The sequence below is a fragment of the Nostocoides sp. genome (assembly GCF_037045025.1).
GTDB lineage: Bacteria > Actinomycetota > Actinomycetes > Actinomycetales > Dermatophilaceae > Nostocoides_A.
The window spans coordinates 286,687-302,798 of the sequence record NZ_JBAOHM010000015.1 but is presented as its reverse complement, the minus strand read 5'-3'; the positions used below and the strand labels follow the sequence as shown (position 1 = coordinate 302,798).

At 67.6% G+C, this 16,112-nt stretch carries 13 protein-coding genes; 12 read left to right on the top strand and 1 reads right to left on the bottom strand.

Annotated elements, in window-relative coordinates; genetic code table 11:
- Position 1 precedes the first annotated feature (1 nt).
- Genes V9G19_RS20515 through V9G19_RS20500 form a run of 4 tightly spaced genes read left to right on the top strand, consistent with a single transcriptional unit; the run spans position 2 to position 3,184 of the window.
- Positions 2-589: a hypothetical protein gene (locus V9G19_RS20515; RefSeq protein WP_462287264.1), complete on the top strand. Its 588-nt coding sequence runs from the start codon at positions 2-4 to the stop codon at positions 587-589.
- On the top strand, positions 589-1,689 hold the full coding sequence (locus tag V9G19_RS20510) for a hypothetical protein (RefSeq protein WP_462287263.1): 1,101 nt from the start codon (positions 589-591) through the stop codon (positions 1,687-1,689). Before V9G19_RS20515 ends, V9G19_RS20510 begins: the two co-directional genes overlap by 1 nt.
- An 8-nt stretch (positions 1,690-1,697) precedes the next feature.
- Entirely contained in the window at positions 1,698-2,750 is a 1,053-nt protein-coding gene (locus tag V9G19_RS20505) for a hypothetical protein (RefSeq protein ID WP_462287262.1), read from the top strand.
- Positions 2,747-3,184 carry a hypothetical protein gene (locus V9G19_RS20500; protein WP_462287261.1) on the top strand — a complete coding sequence of 146 codons (438 nt, stop codon included), beginning with the start codon at positions 2,747-2,749 and terminating at the stop codon, positions 3,182-3,184. Before V9G19_RS20505 ends, V9G19_RS20500 begins: the two co-directional genes overlap by 4 nt.
- Here V9G19_RS20500 and V9G19_RS20495 read toward each other — a convergent pair.
- Positions 3,181-4,470 carry a protein kinase domain-containing protein gene (locus tag V9G19_RS20495; RefSeq protein WP_462287260.1) on the bottom strand — a complete coding sequence of 430 codons (1,290 nt, stop codon included), beginning with the start codon at positions 4,468-4,470 and terminating at the stop codon, positions 3,181-3,183. The two genes, V9G19_RS20500 and V9G19_RS20495, sit on opposite strands and share 4 nt — an antisense overlap.
- Before the next feature lie 53 nt (positions 4,471-4,523).
- On the opposite strand from V9G19_RS20495, the gene V9G19_RS20490 reads away from it, so the two are divergent.
- The 8 genes from V9G19_RS20490 to V9G19_RS20455 all read left to right on the top strand — a co-directional run bounded on the left by V9G19_RS20490 (position 4,524) and on the right by V9G19_RS20455 (position 16,103).
- Positions 4,524-5,222 carry a vWA domain-containing protein gene (locus tag V9G19_RS20490; RefSeq protein WP_462287259.1) on the top strand — a complete coding sequence of 233 codons (699 nt, stop codon included), beginning with the start codon at positions 4,524-4,526 and terminating at the stop codon, positions 5,220-5,222.
- Entirely contained in the window at positions 5,219-6,565 is a 1,347-nt protein-coding gene (locus tag V9G19_RS20485) for a PP2C family serine/threonine-protein phosphatase (RefSeq protein WP_462287258.1), read from the top strand. Before V9G19_RS20490 ends, V9G19_RS20485 begins: the two co-directional genes overlap by 4 nt.
- Before the next feature lie 9 nt (positions 6,566-6,574).
- The gene (locus V9G19_RS20480; RefSeq protein WP_462287257.1) at positions 6,575-7,450 is read left to right on the top strand and encodes a PP2C family protein-serine/threonine phosphatase; all 876 of its coding nucleotides are present in this window, start codon (positions 6,575-6,577) and stop codon (positions 7,448-7,450) included.
- Entirely contained in the window at positions 7,450-8,934 is a 1,485-nt protein-coding gene (locus V9G19_RS20475) for an FHA domain-containing protein (RefSeq protein WP_462287256.1), read from the top strand. The genes V9G19_RS20480 and V9G19_RS20475 overlap by 1 nt, the downstream gene beginning before the upstream one ends.
- Positions 8,931-10,562, top strand: coding sequence for a serine/threonine-protein kinase (locus tag V9G19_RS20470; protein WP_462287255.1), 1,632 nt, complete (start codon positions 8,931-8,933; stop codon positions 10,560-10,562). The genes V9G19_RS20475 and V9G19_RS20470 overlap by 4 nt, the downstream gene beginning before the upstream one ends.
- Positions 10,559-11,320 (top strand): FHA domain-containing protein, encoded by a 762-nt coding sequence (locus V9G19_RS20465; protein WP_462287254.1) that lies wholly within the window; start codon positions 10,559-10,561, stop codon positions 11,318-11,320. The genes V9G19_RS20470 and V9G19_RS20465 overlap by 4 nt, the downstream gene beginning before the upstream one ends.
- A complete protein-coding gene (locus V9G19_RS20460) occupies positions 11,317-15,747 on the top strand; it encodes an FtsK/SpoIIIE domain-containing protein (protein WP_462287253.1) in 4,431 nt (1,476 codons plus the stop codon). The genes V9G19_RS20465 and V9G19_RS20460 overlap by 4 nt, the downstream gene beginning before the upstream one ends.
- Positions 15,748-15,830: 83 nt before the next feature.
- Positions 15,831-16,103, top strand: coding sequence for a WXG100 family type VII secretion target (locus V9G19_RS20455; RefSeq protein ID WP_462287252.1), 273 nt, complete (start codon positions 15,831-15,833; stop codon positions 16,101-16,103).
- The last annotated feature ends 9 nt before the right edge of the window (positions 16,104-16,112 follow it).

The following is a 16,112-nucleotide window of genomic DNA, read 5'->3' as shown; positions in this document are numbered from 1 at the left end:
TATGGCACAACCGGATTGGGTCGACCTTGATGGCCTTGCCGTGGCGAACACTCGGGCCGCGGAAGCGCTCACCGAAGTGGTCAGCGACTTCGGGCACGTCGTCACCGGGTCGCCGGAACGCTTGCGCGCCGCTCTGGCCGACATCTTGGGTGCCGAGAGCCGCGAGCACCGGGCAGAAATCGACGCGCTCGCCCTCGCCGCCGAGGAGGGCATTCCCGATGATGCGGCGGACGGCGACCCCGAGCTGCTCACGGCAAGACTTGTCGCCCGAGGGCTGACCGTCCCGGTGTCGCACTGGGCAGTGCACGCATGGCGCGCGGCGATAGCGGAGTCACCACTGGTGCAGGCCACGGTTCGACGCTCGGATCTGGTCGATGCCACTGTGATGCGATCCGACCTATCGGCCGACTCTCCGGTTGAGGAACCTCCAGCCGTGGTGCCATCGCTCAAGGAGCCGCCACTCGACGTGACGCGCTCGCGGGGGCTCGTTTCTCGGGAACTTGCTATTCCGGCTCTGATCGTCGTGCTGCTGTTGCTGCTCGGCTGGGTGATTATCGCCTCTGCTGCACACGGGAGCGGGTGGAGTTGATGGCCGCCGGCCAATCCCACGGACCCCCACTCGATCCGGTTGCGGGCGCGCTTGCGCAGGTGGTCTCGGATTTCGGCCCCAGCGTGATCTATTCACCGGGCCGGCTGCGTGCGTCGCTGTCGGACGTCCTGGGTGCGATCGGACGCCAGTGCCGGGCCGAGGTCGATGCTGTGACGGTCGCCGCCGAGGAGGGCGTGGCTGCGGCCATCTCGGCCGAAGGTGCCGCGCCGGACGACTGGGCCAAAGCCATCACCGGCCGCGGAATCTCGCCCGAGATGGCGGCATACGCCGTCGCCGCGTGGCAGGGAGCGCTGTTAGGGAGCCACGCCGGCGGCGATTCTGTCGTGTATCGGGCCGACGATCTGCAGCGTACGGTGAGACGACCCACGCGGCCCGGGGCTGGTTCGGCCAAGGTCAATCACCCGGATTCAGCTGTGGCGCCGCCGCAGTCACCAATACCGGAGGAGGTCGGCGACGCCAGGGCGACCGAGACTCCACCCACTGTCGTCGCCCCGGCAGCGTCAGCAGTCAAAACGTCCACCCGAAGTTCACCCAAGTCGAGCGTGCCGTCCACGTCCCCGCCGGAGCGGCGGTCATTGGGGTTGGTTGCGTTGGCTGCCGTCATGGCGCCAATCCTTGTCGCCCTTGCCTGGCTGGCCTTCCGCTACGTCGATAACGGCAATGGGCGGCCGTCGCCTAGTCAGACCGAGCAGGGGCAAGTCAGCACGCTGCCAACGGATTCGGCGTCGTTGTCGGCTCGGCAAACGGTGTGGGACGACGCGGTCCCCTTTGCCTGGAGCGACTTGGGATGCACCCGCGACAAACCCCCCACGAGCGGCGTGGATGCAACTCCGTGTGCGTTCGTTCTCAAGGTTGGGGTCGACGGCAGCGTCACTGACTGGCGGGTGACTCGCGTCCAACTGCACGGCCCGGGGTCTGTCGAAATCGCAGGCCCCGACACGATCGTCTACCGCAACTCTCACAACGGCCCGTATGCGGCAACCGTGACCTATTGGGTCGAGGGCGGTGGCTATCAGTCACCGAGTCGCTGGATCCTGGAGATGAAATGCAACACCGCCTTCCCCTGCGGCGCGCAGTGAGCTGAGCCATGACATCGACGAATCCGCATGGCAGCGAGGCCATTTCCGCAGCCCTGGAGCAGGTGGTGGCCGAATTGGACCCTGCCGTCCTCGAATCGCCAACGCGGCTGCGGGCGGCCCTGAGCGATGTACTGGGCGCCTCGGCGCGCACTCATCGGGCCGAGATCGACGCCATTGCGCTGGCAGCGGAAGCGGGTGTGCCGGCCTCGCTCGCGAAACGCGCGGAGGTGGGCCTTCCCAGCCCGGTGGCCTCCGACCTCGCCAATCGGATTTCAGCGCAGGGAATCACTACGGAAATGGCGCACGCAACCGTGCGCGCCTTGGCCACCGTGATCCCACCGACCGAGCCGATCGCGGAGGCGACTTCGACACCCACTCGCCCCGAGCCGGAGCAGCGGCCAACACCGGCAACTCGCGCGATGTCCGTGACTGGCGTGACCGGTCGTCTTGACCAGCGGCAAAGCCAGCCGCGGCGCCTCGTTCCCGTGGTGCTGACCGCAGGCCTGATGGCGGCGGCCGCGTTGGTGAGCGGAGGCATCGTGTATGCCAGCACCCACCCGGCCGAGGCTGACTCGGTAGCCCCCCATCCCGTGACCACGCCCACCGTCACCGTCACTCGGTCGACGACCACGACGAAGACTCGGTCCGTGACGAAGACTCGGACCCACAGGGTGACCGTGTCCAACGGCGTCACCTTCGACACGGCGCACTTCCAAGCGTCGGACTACACGATGGAGTTCACGCCCGAGGTCAGCGATGGACCCGATTGCCGGATGAAGGCTCGATCTGGACGATCCTATTCGCCGTGCTATTGGTACGTCTGGCCCGAGAGCTTTGGCCGGAAGGGCACGACGATCGTGGCCGCAAGGCGGCTGGACGGGCCCGTTGGTCGGGTCTGGATCCAGAAGGGCAATGTCACTTATCAGGTCGAGCAGAACGGCCCCTTCACAGTGCACATCCAGGTTTCGCTACGCAATGGGAAGTACTACGACCTTGCGAGCCTGACTCTTAAGGCGGACTGCAACAAGAACTACCCGTGCGGGAAGAGGCTCTACGGATGACCAGCGACGACACCTTCGTCAGCGCGCTGCGGCAGGTCGTGGCGGTGACGCCGCCGAGCATGGCCAAGCAACCGGCATACCTCAGATCCGCTCTGACCCGGCGGCTGGGTGAGCAGGGTGCGCACTATCGCAGCGACATCCACCTGGTGGTCGGCGCCCTGGACGAGAACATCCCGCAGAGCCTGATCGAGTTGGCTCCGTTGACGACATCCGATATCGCTTGGCAGGCAAAGCATTTGGCTGCATGCCGGGCCTGGTCGATCGAGGCGGCGGATCATGCGGTTCGCACGTGGGTGGAGGCATTGCGGCTGCCGGTGCACGCGTCGCTGCCCAACGACGGTGCGGATGACGACAGTTTCGGTCCTGACGTCACCGGGGTCACGATCCGGCGAAGCTTCCTGGTGGAGGGCGCCGCCGAGGCTGGCGAGGACTAGTGAGACAGCTCCTCGACCCGTCCCGTGGCGCCGCCGAAGTCGATGCTCGTGCCCGGGACCATCGCGATCGCCCGTTCTTGCGGGACCTCGATCTGGGCGCGGCCGGGGATGGTGGCATGCCACGCGCTGGGGCTGAGGTTGCGCAGGCCCCATACGTCCTTTTGGGGGTGTTTGACGAATTCGCCGACCGCCTTGTTGACCACGTAGTCGTGGCGCAGATGGTGCTGGGTGACGCAGGCGCCGGCTCCGACCAAGACGCGCGAACGGCCCACGGCGAGTGCCAATTCCGCGGCTATGGAGCCGCCGCAGTACCAGCAGCGGTTGGTCGGCCCGCTACGAAGGACGTTCTCGGCCGTGCAACTCGGACAGGCGAGCACGTGGTCGAGCGCGGTCGCCAGTTCCTTGCGCCAGGCGCTCTCGCGCACGCGCTGGTCGGGCCGGACCAACCCCGAGGTGAACGCCTTGGTGAACAGCGCGCGGATGCCGTCCGGCTGCAATTCCCAGTTGGCGAGCATGGTCGCCTGCTCGGCTGGGTCCGGAGCATTGTCCGACGATGCCGGATCAAAGACAAAAAGCGCTTTGTGTCCGAAGAGTTCTCGCTCGGCCCCCTCATCGAGGCACGAGTAGGCCTGTTCCCGCTTCCCGAGGAGGGGATGGCCGACCATCAGGACGTAGAAGATCATCACTGCCAGCGAGTGCAGGTCGGTTTGGATGCTCGGCAACGACCGGCCCGTCACGATCTCCGGCGCCATGAATCGGCGGGTTCCGAGGACCACTCCTTCGCTCCCGTCGAGGCCGACATTGTCGTTGTCGCAGATGATGACTCGACCGTCGTTGGGATCAAACATGATGTTGCCCAGGCTGATATCTCGGTAGCACAGCCCAAGGCTGTGCAGTTGGAGGAAGGCATCGCTCAGGCCGACGCAGATGCGCAAGGCAATCGACACCCCGACCTCGACCCGTCCGCGCATCAGGTCACCGAGGCCCACGAAGCCGGGCGGGCGCAGCGCCATCGCATAGCCGAAGCTGTCGTCCTGGTCGACGATGTCGATCGGCCACAGGAAGGCCGGGCTGGGGCTGCCCCGCTGCACGAGGGCACCGATCGCCTCACGCTGGGCCTGCATGGCCTTCGACGGCGCATACCACTTCAGGGCCAGCTGCCGTTGCGACCCGTCGACGGCGCGGATCAGATAGACCGAGCCCTGCCCGCCCTGGCCGAGCAATTCGTTGATCCGCCAGGAACTGCCCAGGCGAGGAAGGGTGAGCACCTCACCGTGTCGAACCACCGCACTGCCTTTCCCGACGGAAACCTTCTCGACCAGATTAAGGGCGGCCCTCGATGAGCGACAACAAGGTCCCGAAGCGGCCCGGCAGCGCGCTGTCCCGGCGTCCCCTGCATTTCATCATCCTCGCCGATTGCTCGGGGTCGATGGCCGCGGACGGCAAGATGATCGCCCTCAACACCGCCATCCGCGAGACCCTCCCGCACCTCGCCGACGTCGCTGCGGCCAACCCGCACGCACAACTTCTGTTGCGTTGCATTGCGTTCTCGTCGGGCGCGCGCTGGCATGTCTCCCGTCCGCGGGAGGTGGAGGATCTGGAGTGGGCCGATCTCGAGTGCGGCGGCTATACCGACCTCGGGGCCGCGCTGCGGCTGCTGTCCGATGCGTTGACGGTGCCGCCCATGGAGGCCCGCGCGATGCCGCCCGCGGTCATCCTCGTCTCCGACGGTATGCCGACCGACGACTTCGAGCCCTCGCTGGCAGCTCTCGAGGCGCTGCCGTGGGGCAAACGCGCCGTCCGGGTGGCGGTGGGGATCGGACGCGATGCCGACTTCGATGTGCTCGTCCGGTTTATGGACGGTGGGCCGGATGTCATCCCCGCCTCCGCGAGTAACCCCGAGCAGTTGGTTGATGCCATCCGGTGGGCGTCAGTGCACGCCTCTCGGGCGGCGAGCCAAGTGGCCGGCCGCGCCGAACCGATCGCCCCGCCACCTCCGGCGGCGGCAGCTGACGATCTCTCGGACGTGCTCTGGTGACCAGTCATCCGGCACCCTCGTGGGAGGTGATCTCGGCGACCGCCCGGGGAGCCAGCCACGTGTCCAACGGCCTGCCGAACCAGGACGCCCACGCGATCGCGGCCCTCCCGGACGGGACGATCGTGATCGCTGTCGCGGACGGGCACGGCGGTCGCGGGTATGTGCGCAGCGACGCCGGGTCACGCATGGCAACCGAGCAGGCAACTCAGGTCGTCACCCGGTTGCTGTCCGAGGGCGGGACGGGATGGAGTGCCTTACACGACTTCCCCGGATCCCTGGTCGAGGCCTGGCGGGAGGCCGTGCTGGCTCACCTGAGCGCCAACCCACTGGACGAGCTCGAGCGGACCCGGGCCACGGCGGAGACGCTGGCTCAGCCGCTGCAGTTGTATGGCGCGACGCTGCTCGTCGCGGCGCTCGGTCGGGACGGGCTCTGGGCCGCTCAAATCGGTGATGGCGACATCATCGTGGCATCGGGCGGCGCGTGCCGCAGCCCGGTCCCCGGGGACGACCGGCTGGTCGGAAACGCCACGACCAGCCTGTGCGGTCCGGACGCTACCAACGACTTCCGGCTCGGTGTCCTGCGCGGGGCCGCGCCCGGCGATCTCGTCCTGCTCGCGACCGACGGCTACGGCAACTCGTTCGCCGCCGACGACTGGGCACCAGAGGTCCTGGGTGATCTCGCCCAGGCGATCGAACGACACGGGGTGGCAGCGGTCGCCGCTCAACTGCCTGCCTGGACCGGCCAGTCGGCGGCAGTCGGCGGGGACGACACGACCGTGGTGCTGGCGAGTCGCAGGGCCACTCCGGGAAGGGCAGTTGCGGATCCCGAGGCGATGGCGACGATCGTCCGGATCACGGACGCCGACGACGACCTCGATCGTACCGTTCCCGTGGCGAATGCGAGGGTCAGCGCAGAGTCGCCGGTGTTGGCGAGCGAACGCGAGGGCCCAACGCGAGAGCCACGTGCGCGGGGGCGCGCGGCATACGGGCTCGTGGCGGCGGCAGCCGTGCTGGTGGCGATCGGGGTCTTCCTCGGAGTCCGCGCCCTCAGCGGCTCGGCGCCGATCGTGGCAACCCACTCCAATCCGGTCACTCCCGCGACCAGTTCCGTGGGATCGACCGCGCCTGTCGGCGACACGTCACCGCAATCCGGTCCGCCGTGCCTCTACCTATCCCAGGGAGAGAGCACGCCGCGGGCGTTCGACCCGACATACACGCCAATGCCGACCGATCCGACCTACACCGTCGACCCACGTCCAGTGGAGTCTTTTCCCCCCGGCTGTGTCCTCTCTTCAGGGGACAACGAGGGCCAAACTCTGTTGCCGAATGGCGCCGGCAGCTAGGTTGCCTCTGTGTCGTCCCTTCGACCCGATTCTGCCGACCCCCGCCCGGCCGTCACGCTGGCCGCAGGAGTCTGCACCGACCGGGGGACGCGGCCGCAGAACGAGGATGCCTACCTCGCCGAGGCACCGCTCTTCCTCGTCGCCGACGGGATGGGCGGGCACGAGGATGGCCGGACGGCGTCGGCGTGCGTGGTGGAGGCATTCCGGCACCTCGTCGGTCGGCCGTGGATCAGCGTCGACGACGTCCGCGCAGCCATCGATGCGGCCGACGATGCCGTCCACGGCCTCGCCGGCGACGGCCGCGCACCGGGCTCAACCCTCGCTGGTGTGGGAGTGACCGAGCAAGACGGCTTCGCCTGCTGGCTGGTGTTCAACATCGGCGACTCGCGGGTCTATCGCCTCGGACAAGACGGCGACTTCGAGCAGCTGAGCATCGACCATTCCCACGTTCAGGAACTCGTCGAGGCAGGGGAGTTGAGCCCCCGTTCGGCCAAGGAACACGAACGGCGCAATGTGATCACCCGCGCCCTCGGTGGAGGTATGCCGAGCCGGCCCGACCCAGACCAGTGGCTGCTGCGCATCGAGGAAGGCGATCGGATGCTCGTCTGCAGCGACGGGCTCACCGGTGAGGTCACCGACCAGCTCATCGCGGCGACCCTGCTGAGCGTGTCCAACGCACAGCAGGCAACCGCCGACCTCGTGGCGGCCGCCATCAGTGCGGGCGGCCGCGACAACGTCACGGTCGTCGTCGTCGACGCCGTGGCCGTCGCAGGCGCCCCTCTTGCAACAGATCCCACGCGCGAGATTGACCTTGACCAGTTGCCACCCGTCGATCTCGACGCGAGAACGAGGCCGGCCCGGCGCGGGCAGGGGGGCAACACCTGATGCCGCGCGCCGTCTGGGTCCCCGGCTCCGACCATGGTCTGGTCTGGAGCGGCGGAGCGGCGCTGCTTGAGGGCTCCGTGAGCCCCGATGTCGTGGAACGAATGTGGCTGCTTCTCGAAGGTGGGGCAGACCTGCCCGGCTTCCTCGAAGGACTGAGCCAGGCATGCGGGTCGGGTCTGCTCGGCCTGCCCGGGTTCGCGATCGGCCTGGCCACCGAACAGCACATGCACCTCGCCGTTCGCGGGGATTTCTGCGCCGTCGTCGCCGACGACTCCAAACAAACCCGCGTCGAGGGCGCGGGCGTCACGACCTGGACCGAGCGGCTGATCGCGGGCGGACAGGAGGTGAGCGTGAGCCGTCTTGGCACCAGCCCCTCCGCAGGACTGATCCTCGTTGGCGGTGTCGTCCCGGCGCGTATGCTGGTATGGCGACGATCGGTTGCCTCATTCGACCCCCACCGAGCCTCCTCGCCCACCCCAGCGCCGAATCCGGACACGGTCGACCGCCCGCCGCAGGCCGCGGAGCCGCGGCCCATGGCGACGCAACGCGCTGTGACGCAACCGGACGCAGGAGACGCCGAAGCCGGCGGGATCGAGCCACCCACGCCCAACCCCGCACCAACCCCGGTCGCGTCGGCGGTAGACCCGGGCGCTGCGGACAGCGGAGCCACCGGGGGTCGATTCGACGCCCTGTGGGGCCAGACTGTCGCGCACTCTGTCGAAGAGGCGGCGGTTCGGGTGCAGGCAGACGATGAGGTCGCCCCGCCCCCTCGCCCCGCCGAAGACACGTTGAGCCAGCCACACACTGCCCCGGATACCGAAGCAGGTTCCGCCGCGCCGCCAGAACCCCGAGAGTTGTCTGCGCCGCCTGCCCGCTCGGACGTGTTCATCGACGCGGTGCCCAGGCACTATCCGTCACCGCCGGCACCGGTCCGGCCACCGGTCGTGGACGCGATGCCCGCGGGTGACCACGATGGCGAGACGGTCGCGCGAGACGAACTCGGCCGCGTGTCTCCCCCGAAACCGCGCGAGGGCGATGGCGGGGTGTTGGCGAGCATGTGTCATGAGCACCATCCCAACCCGCCTCAGAGCGCTCAATGCCGGATCTGCGGGCGGGCCGTCGACGGGGGAGTCGCACGCATCCCCCAGCCCATGATCGGCCGTCTCCACACCTCGATGGGGGAGTCGGTGGACCTGACCGGCCCGGTGATCGTCGGCAGGAATCCCCGTGCCTCGCGTTTCCAGGGCAGCCAGATCCCTCGGCTGTTGTCGCTCCCCTTTGCCCACATTTCCGGATCACATCTCGAGCTCCGGGTGGACGGCTGGTCCCTGCTGGCGGTGGACCTCAACTCGACCAATGGCACCTTCCTGCGCCGCGGGGACGCCCCACCCAAACGCATTCCGGACTCGCCGACTCCGCTGTATGCCGGGGACGTCCTGGACTTCGGCGACGACGTGAAGATCACCTTCGAGTTCCTCCCGTGAGCAAGAAGACCACTCCCCCAGAACTCGACGGCTGCCGGTATGTCGAGTTCCTCGGGGAGGGCGGATTCGCGGACGTCTACAAGTACGAGCAATTCGGTCGGTTCGTCGCGGTCAAAGTGCTGCACAACAGTCTCGGGAGCGACAACCAGCGTGCGTTCGAGGCAGAAGCCCGCACGATGGGCAAGCTTTCCGAGCACCCCAACGTCGTCAGCATCTACGGCGTCGGCCGCACTCCGTCCGGCAGCGCCTACCTGATCATGGAGTACTGCCCACCACCCAACCTTGCGGTCCGCATCCGCGAGCAGCGCGAGCCGTACTCTGTCGCCAAGACCCTGCAGACCGGCATCCAAATCGCCGGCGCGGTCGAGTCCGCGCACCGCCTGCACATCCTTCACCGGGACATCAAGCCCGCGAACATCCTTATCACGGCATACAACCGCCCCGCCTTGACCGACTTCGGGATCGCGTCCGCGCTGGACGACCACTCGGCACATTCGGAGGGCGTCTCGGTTCCCTGGGCACCCCCGGAACAACTGACCAGCGGCACACCACTGACCCCGTCCGCCGATGTTTACGCCCTCGCCGCGACGCTCTGGACGCTGTTGGCCGGCCGGTCTCCGTTCGAGCGGCTGGGCGGCCCCAACGACACCCTGTCGCTGAGCAAACGGGTTCGCACCGAGCCGCCACCGCGCATTGGGCGCCACGACGTTCCCGAGTCGCTCGAACGCGCGTTGCACACGGCCTTGGCCAAGAAGGCGGACGAACGCTATGCGAGCGCCGAGGCGTTCGCGCGCGCCTTGCAAGCCGTCGAGGCCGAGTTGCACCTGCCCCAAACGATTCTCGAAGCAATCGAAGTCGTTGGCCCAGACGGACGCGTCGACCCGGAACCGAAGCAACGCTCGGGCACGCGGGTCGTCGGCTTCGTATCCATCGATCCGGATCCCGAATCGCCACCGACGCAACGTGGCGCCGGTGTGCCTGGCCCTGAAAGAACTCGGCCCGGGTTTGCCGGAGAGCAAAGCGACACCAGCCCGCAGTTGGGGGGCACGCATGCCGGGCGACGTCCCGCGCCGGAGCAGGAGTTCATCGCCCGCGGCTTCCCCACCGAGGACGTCGCACAGACGGTCATCCGACAGGCCCAGCCACACGTCGGCGGAGCCGACCACGGTGCCGGTTCTCAGGTCCCCCCGGCGGACGCCGGTGCACCTGGGTCCCGCCGCAGCGGACTGGCCATTGCCATGATCGCGGCGGCACTCGGACTGCTCGTCGTGGCGATCACCGTGACGCCATTGCGGGCGAGTCTCGGATTCGCCAGCCCAAGCTCCTCCCACTCGACCACCTCGGCTACCCCAGCAGACCCGCTCGCGGCTCAACGTGCGTCTCCCGTGAGCGGCTTGGAAATCCGTGCGAAAGGCAAACTGGTCGAAGCGAGCTGGACTGGTCCGGCGCTGAACCAGGGCGAGGAGTACCTCTACACGTTCTACCGCCCGGACGATCCCGACGCGGGACCGATTCGGCACACTACATCCCGGCGGGTAACCAGCAATCATGCAGGCGAGGACTGTGTCAGCGTGATGGTGGGTCGCTCAGACGGCACATCCTCGGAACCGGAAAGGGCGTGCCTATGACAACCGAGACTGATCTGACGCTCGACTTCGCGGGGGAGTTGTTCACCATCAAGCCCGGCGAGACCTTCACGATCGGCCGCGACGGCGATCTCGCGATCGACGACAACCCCTACCTCCACCGCGTCTTTGTCACCATCGACTTCCAGGACGGTCTGTGGTGGGTGGCCAATGTCGGTTCGCGACTGGCCACACATCTGACCGATCGCAGTGGACTGATGCGCGCCACCTTGGCGCCCGGCGCCCGCAGTCCCCTGGTGTTTCCCGAGTCGCTACTCACCTTCACGGCCGGCTCCACGGCATACGAGCTGATCCTGACGACGACGGCGCACGACTATGACCCGCAACCGCACCGCTTGCCCGCCGCTGGCGACACGACCATCGCGCCCACGGCGTTCACCGAGTCCCAACTGCTGGCGGTTCTTGCTCTGGCGGAACCGTTGCTCCGGCGCGTGGGCACGGGCGCGGCCGAGGTCCCGACTGCCGTCGCCGCGGCCCGCCGGCTCGGCTGGACCCAAACGCGGTTCAACCGCAAGCTCGACAATGTCTGCGACAAGCTGATCCAGGCGGGCGTGACCGGGCTGCGCGGCGAAGTGGGCGCGAGCGCCACCAATCGCCGACTGAGTCTGGTGGAGTATGCCGTCTCCACCCTGCTCGTCACCGCCAGCGACTTGACGATGCTCGACCGCGAAGCCCGCTCGAACGCGATGCGGTTGCGTGACGAATCCGACGAGGGCCCCGCCACCGGTAGCCGTCGGTGAGACTCAAAGTCGTTCTGCGTCAACCGGGTTCCGCCAATCCAGAAACGACAGTCCAGGTCACCGCCGATGCGACGGCGACCGTCGCCGACGTCGCTGCCGCGCTCGCCTCGGGCCCGGACGCGCGCACCGACGCCGGAGCCACGCAACGACAGCTGACGTTGCGCGTGTTCGACCTGGCCGGTCGACGTGCCTTGACGTTGCCGCCCCATTCCCTCGTGCTCGACACGGGTCTGCGGTCGGGCGCAACCGTCGAACTCGCCCATCCCGAGCACGACTTCGGCCGCGATCGCGGCCCCAAGACAGCCATGCTCAAGGTCGTCGCCGGGCCCGACACCGGGCTTGACGTCGCGCTGTCGTCCGGCTCGTCAACCATCGGCCGTGGGGCGGACAACGACGTGCAGCTGCGAGATCCCAGCGTCTCCAAGAGGCACGCAAGGGTGAACGTCACCGACCGGATCGAGATCGTGGATGCCAACTCCGCGAACGGACTCCTCGTCGGCGGCGTCCGCGTTTCACGTGCCGTACTCGCGCCCGGGGATCGCGCCCTGCTCGGCGCCGACGAGATAGCCGTTGTGCAGCTTCGCCTCTCGGCTTCCGGTGACCTCCAGAGCACGGACTTTGGCTATCTGCGGCCCCCTCTGGTTCTCCACCGTCCGGAGCTGCGCAAACTGGCTCCTCCCGACCCGCCAAGTCCACCCGAGAACCAGCGCTTTCCCTATCTCGCCATGATCGCACCGCTGATCATGGGCTTGGTTCTCTATCTGGCAACGAAGTCACTGATGAGCATCCTGTTCGTCGCGCTCAGCCCGCTGCTCATGGTGGGCAGCTATGTCGACCAACGCCTGGAGAATCGCCGTCGGACCAAGGTCGCCGAAGCCGAATACCGGGCTGGCCTGATTCGGCTGCGAGAGACGATCGAGGGGGGCCATGCCCGGGAGCGCAACCAGCTCGAAAAGCTCTTCCCCACCGTGGGCGAATGCCTCGCCGCGGCGACCGAGATCGTCAATCCCTTGTGGTCGCGTCGACCGGAGCATCCGGAGTTCCTCGGCGTCCGACTCGGCACCGGGGAGATCATGCCCGCCGTGGAGATCGATCTGTCCCGTCAACCCCCCAGCTCGGCCGTGGAGGAGTATGCCGCCGTCGCGTCCGTGGCTCGGCGACTCCCGGAGGCTCCCGTGGCCGTTGATTTCCGGCAGGTGGGCGCCGTGGGCGCCTGTGGACTTCGCGCGGAGATTGCGGGGGTCCTGCGGGGGTTGGTTCTCCAGCTGGCGGTTCTGCACTCGCCGGCGGAGGTCGTGGTTTCCTGTCTGACGTCCGCCGCTGGCCGGGAAACCTGGTCCTGGCTCGACTGGCTACCGCACACCTCCTCTCCCCATTCGCCGCTGCGCCAGCATCTGGCCGCCGATTCGGCGGGCGCACGTGTGCTTTTGGACGACCTGGAGGGGTTGGTCGCAACGCGGGGCACAGAAGGCCAAGGCAGCGTGATCCGGGGTCCGCTGCAGCGGAGCCAGGACGAATCTGATTCTGCTCCAATCGTTCCCAGCGTCCTCGTGATTATCGACGATCCTCAGCTTGACGCGTCCCGGCTGGTGCGCCTCGCCGAGCAAGGCAGCGATGTCGGCGTCTTCGTGCTGTGGGTCGCCGACGCGCTGGCCAACCTTCCCGGGGTGTGTCGCGCGTTCTTGCAGATCGCGCCGGGCAAGGCTGGGGTCGTCGGACTGGTTCGCACCGAACGCGAACTAACGCCTGTCCGGTGTGAGGCGGTCGACCTGGCAACCGCCACGCGAGTTGCCCGAGGGTTGGCTCCCATCGTTGACGGCGGCCGGCCGACGGAGGACGAATCTGACCTGCCCCGCTCGGTTCCCGTCGTCACCCTGCTCGGCGCGGACTCCGTTGACGACCCCGCCCAGGTGCTTGGGCGCTGGCGGGAGAATCATTCGATCTCCGATCGCTCGGGCGACCCGCCGCGTCGGCGCGACCGGCCGGCGGACCTGCGCGCGGTCGTCGGGCACGCCGGCCTCGAACCGCTGACTTTGGACTTGCGCACCCAGGGACCGCACGCCCTCGTCGGGGGCACGACCGGGGCCGGCAAGAGCGAGTTCCTCCAGGCGTGGATTCTCGGTATGGCGCACGCCAACAGCCCCGACCGGGTCAGTTTCCTGTTCGTCGACTACAAGGGGGGCGCCGCGTTTGCCAAGTGCATCGAGCTGCCGCATTGTGTCGGCCTCGTGACGGACCTCTCGCCCTACCTTGTCCGGCGCGCCTTGCGCAGTCTGGGCGCCGAGATCCGCTACCGCGAGCACCTACTCAACCGCAAGGGCGCCAAGGACCTGGTCGAGTTGGAGAAGAGCGGGGACCCCGAGTGCCCGCCAAGCTTGATCATCATCGTCGACGAATTCGCCGCCCTGGTGGGGGAGATACCCGAGTTCGTTGACGGTGTGGTGGACGTTGCGCAACGGGGACGTTCGCTGGGATTGCACCTCGTCTTGGCGACGCAACGACCTTCGGGTGTCATCAAGGACAACCTGCGGGCCAACACCAACCTCCGGGTGGCCCTGCGGATGGCGGACGAGGAGGACTCCTCGGATGTTCTCGGCACTCCCCTTGCGGCACACTTCGATCCGTCGATCCCGGGCCGTGGCGCGGCAAAAACCGGTCCCGGGCGAATCACCCAGTTCCAGTCGGCATTCCCGGGATCGAGAACTCCGCTCGTCCCGCCGACGCCTCCGATCGAGATCGTCGAGCTGGACTTCGGCGGGAGCAAACCCTGGAAGATGCGCCAGCGAGCCGAGGTTTCCGCGGACTTGCCGCAGGACATCGATCGCGTCGTGAACGCAGTCGTGCGCGCCTGCCGGGAGGGCGGCATACCGGATCCGCGCAAGCCGTGGCTGGAGTCCCTCGCTCCGACCTACAACATCGAACGGATGCCGCAGCGGCACGATGCGGCCATTGTCTTGGGGATTCTGGATGATCCCGACAGTCAACGGCAGCTGCACGAGTACTTCCTGCCCGATGCCGATGGGCACATCCTCTATCTCGGCGCTGGAGGCTCGGGCAAGACCACAGCGCTGCGCACGCTGGCCCTCGCGAGCGCGGTCACCCCCCGCGGTGGCTTCGTGCACGTCTACGGTATCGATGCCGCCGGAGGGGCATTGAAGAGCCTGGAGATCATGCCCCACGTCGGCTCGATCGTCAGTGGCGACGACGAGGAGCGGGTGGCCCGGCTCATGCGCATGCTGGTCGAGTCAATCGACGAACGGGCGGCGCGGTATCGCACGGTCGACGCTTCGGACATTGTCGAGTATCGCGCCAATGCTGACCGGCCGAGCGAACCGCGGTTGTTGCTTCTTCTTGATGGGTTTGCCGCCTTCCGTAACGCGTACGAGGGCTATTTGACGGCCGGGTCGCCCTACATGTTGTTCCAGCGGATCCTGGCCGAGGGGCGCGCGGTGGGCGTGCACGTGGCCATGTCCGCGGACCGGCCCGCAGCCGTTCCCAACGCGATCAGCACGGCGTTCCAACGGAAGGTGATCCTGCGCCAGGCTGATGAGGACGGGTACACGATCTACGGCCTTCCCAAGGATGTGCTCAGTGCCAACAGTCCTCCCGGCCGGGCCATGCAGGTTGACAAGCCGCAAGAGCTGCAACTCGCCATCGTTGGCCAGAGCGGCAACATGGCCGAGCAGGTGCGGCTGATGCGCGAGATGGCCGCTTCCGTTGCCCGACACCACCGCTCGCGTCCCGCCGAGATCATGTCCCTGCCAGGGCACATTCCGGCATCGACGATGCCCGCGAACGTGGCGGGGCTGCCGGCCCTGGGTCTCAGCGACACCGACCTCGCACCGATCGGTTTTGATGTGACCGCCCCCTTCGTGGTGGCCGGGCCGCCGCAGTCGGGCCGCACCGCCGCGCTGTCGTGGTTCGCCCATTCACTGCGCCGCCGCTTCCCGGCCATCCACCTGGTTCTCGTCAGCCCACGGCGCAGTCCCCTCGTGTCCCTCAAATGTTGGGCAGACACGGCGCAAGGCGTCGAAGAGACTGCCAGTGTGCTCGAACGCATCCGATCGGTCTTCGACAGCCAGGCCGACCCCGCCACCTGCGAATTAGCGTTGATCATCGAGAACGCGCCGGAGTTTGCAGACACCAGCGTGGATGCCGACCTGACGGAACTCGCCGCGCGGGCCCGCCAGAACGGCCACCTGCTGATCGCGGATGGCGATGTCGGGGTCTGGGGCGGGTCGTGGGGGCTGGTCGGGGAGTTGAAGAGCTCGAAGGTCGGGTTCATGCTCCAACCGGATCAGATGGACGGCGACTCGATCCTGAAGACCCCGCTGCCACGCGTCAAGCGAGCCGACTTCCCTCCCGGACGGGGCTTTTGGGTCAAGGCGGGCAAGGCGGTCAAGGTCCAGCTACCCCTCGTCGACTGACGGGTTGTCCCTCCCATCGACAGCCTTGACGAACTCGGATTGACTTATCCCATCGAAACAAACAAACAACGAAAGGCAAGATCATGGCACGTCTCGGAATGGATGTCGACGAGGTCGAGCGGGTCGCCGGCACTCTCCACCAGCAATCCACGCAACTCACTACGGCGATGAACCAGATCGGGCAGGCAGTGCAGCAGGCCGTGCAGGCGTGGGAAGGCCAGGACTCGCGCCAGTTCCACGACGAATGGCAGAGCAACTACCGCCCCGCGTTGCAGAAGATGTCCCAGGCCATCGAGGAACTCAGCAAGAAGGCCAGGGAGAACGCCCGCGCCCAGCGCGAGGTCTCCGGCCGATAAGGGACGTCG

Excerpts from the sequence above, each read along its gene's own strand:
- V9G19_RS20515 (WP_462287264.1), top strand. The coding sequence starts at position 2 with ATGGCACAACCGGATTGGGTCGACCTTGATGGCCTTGCCGTGGCGAAC.
- V9G19_RS20510 (WP_462287263.1), top strand. The coding sequence starts at position 589 with ATGGCCGCCGGCCAATCCCACGGACCCCCACTCGATCCGGTTGCGGGC.
- V9G19_RS20505 (WP_462287262.1), top strand. The coding sequence starts at position 1,698 with ATGACATCGACGAATCCGCATGGCAGCGAGGCCATTTCCGCAGCCCTG.
- V9G19_RS20500 (WP_462287261.1), top strand. The coding sequence starts at position 2,747 with ATGACCAGCGACGACACCTTCGTCAGCGCGCTGCGGCAGGTCGTGGCG.
- V9G19_RS20490 (WP_462287259.1), top strand. The coding sequence starts at position 4,524 with ATGAGCGACAACAAGGTCCCGAAGCGGCCCGGCAGCGCGCTGTCCCGG.
- V9G19_RS20475 (WP_462287256.1), top strand. The coding sequence starts at position 7,450 with ATGCCGCGCGCCGTCTGGGTCCCCGGCTCCGACCATGGTCTGGTCTGG.
- V9G19_RS20465 (WP_462287254.1), top strand. The coding sequence starts at position 10,559 with ATGACAACCGAGACTGATCTGACGCTCGACTTCGCGGGGGAGTTGTTC.
- V9G19_RS20455 (WP_462287252.1), top strand. The coding sequence starts at position 15,831 with ATGGCACGTCTCGGAATGGATGTCGACGAGGTCGAGCGGGTCGCCGGC.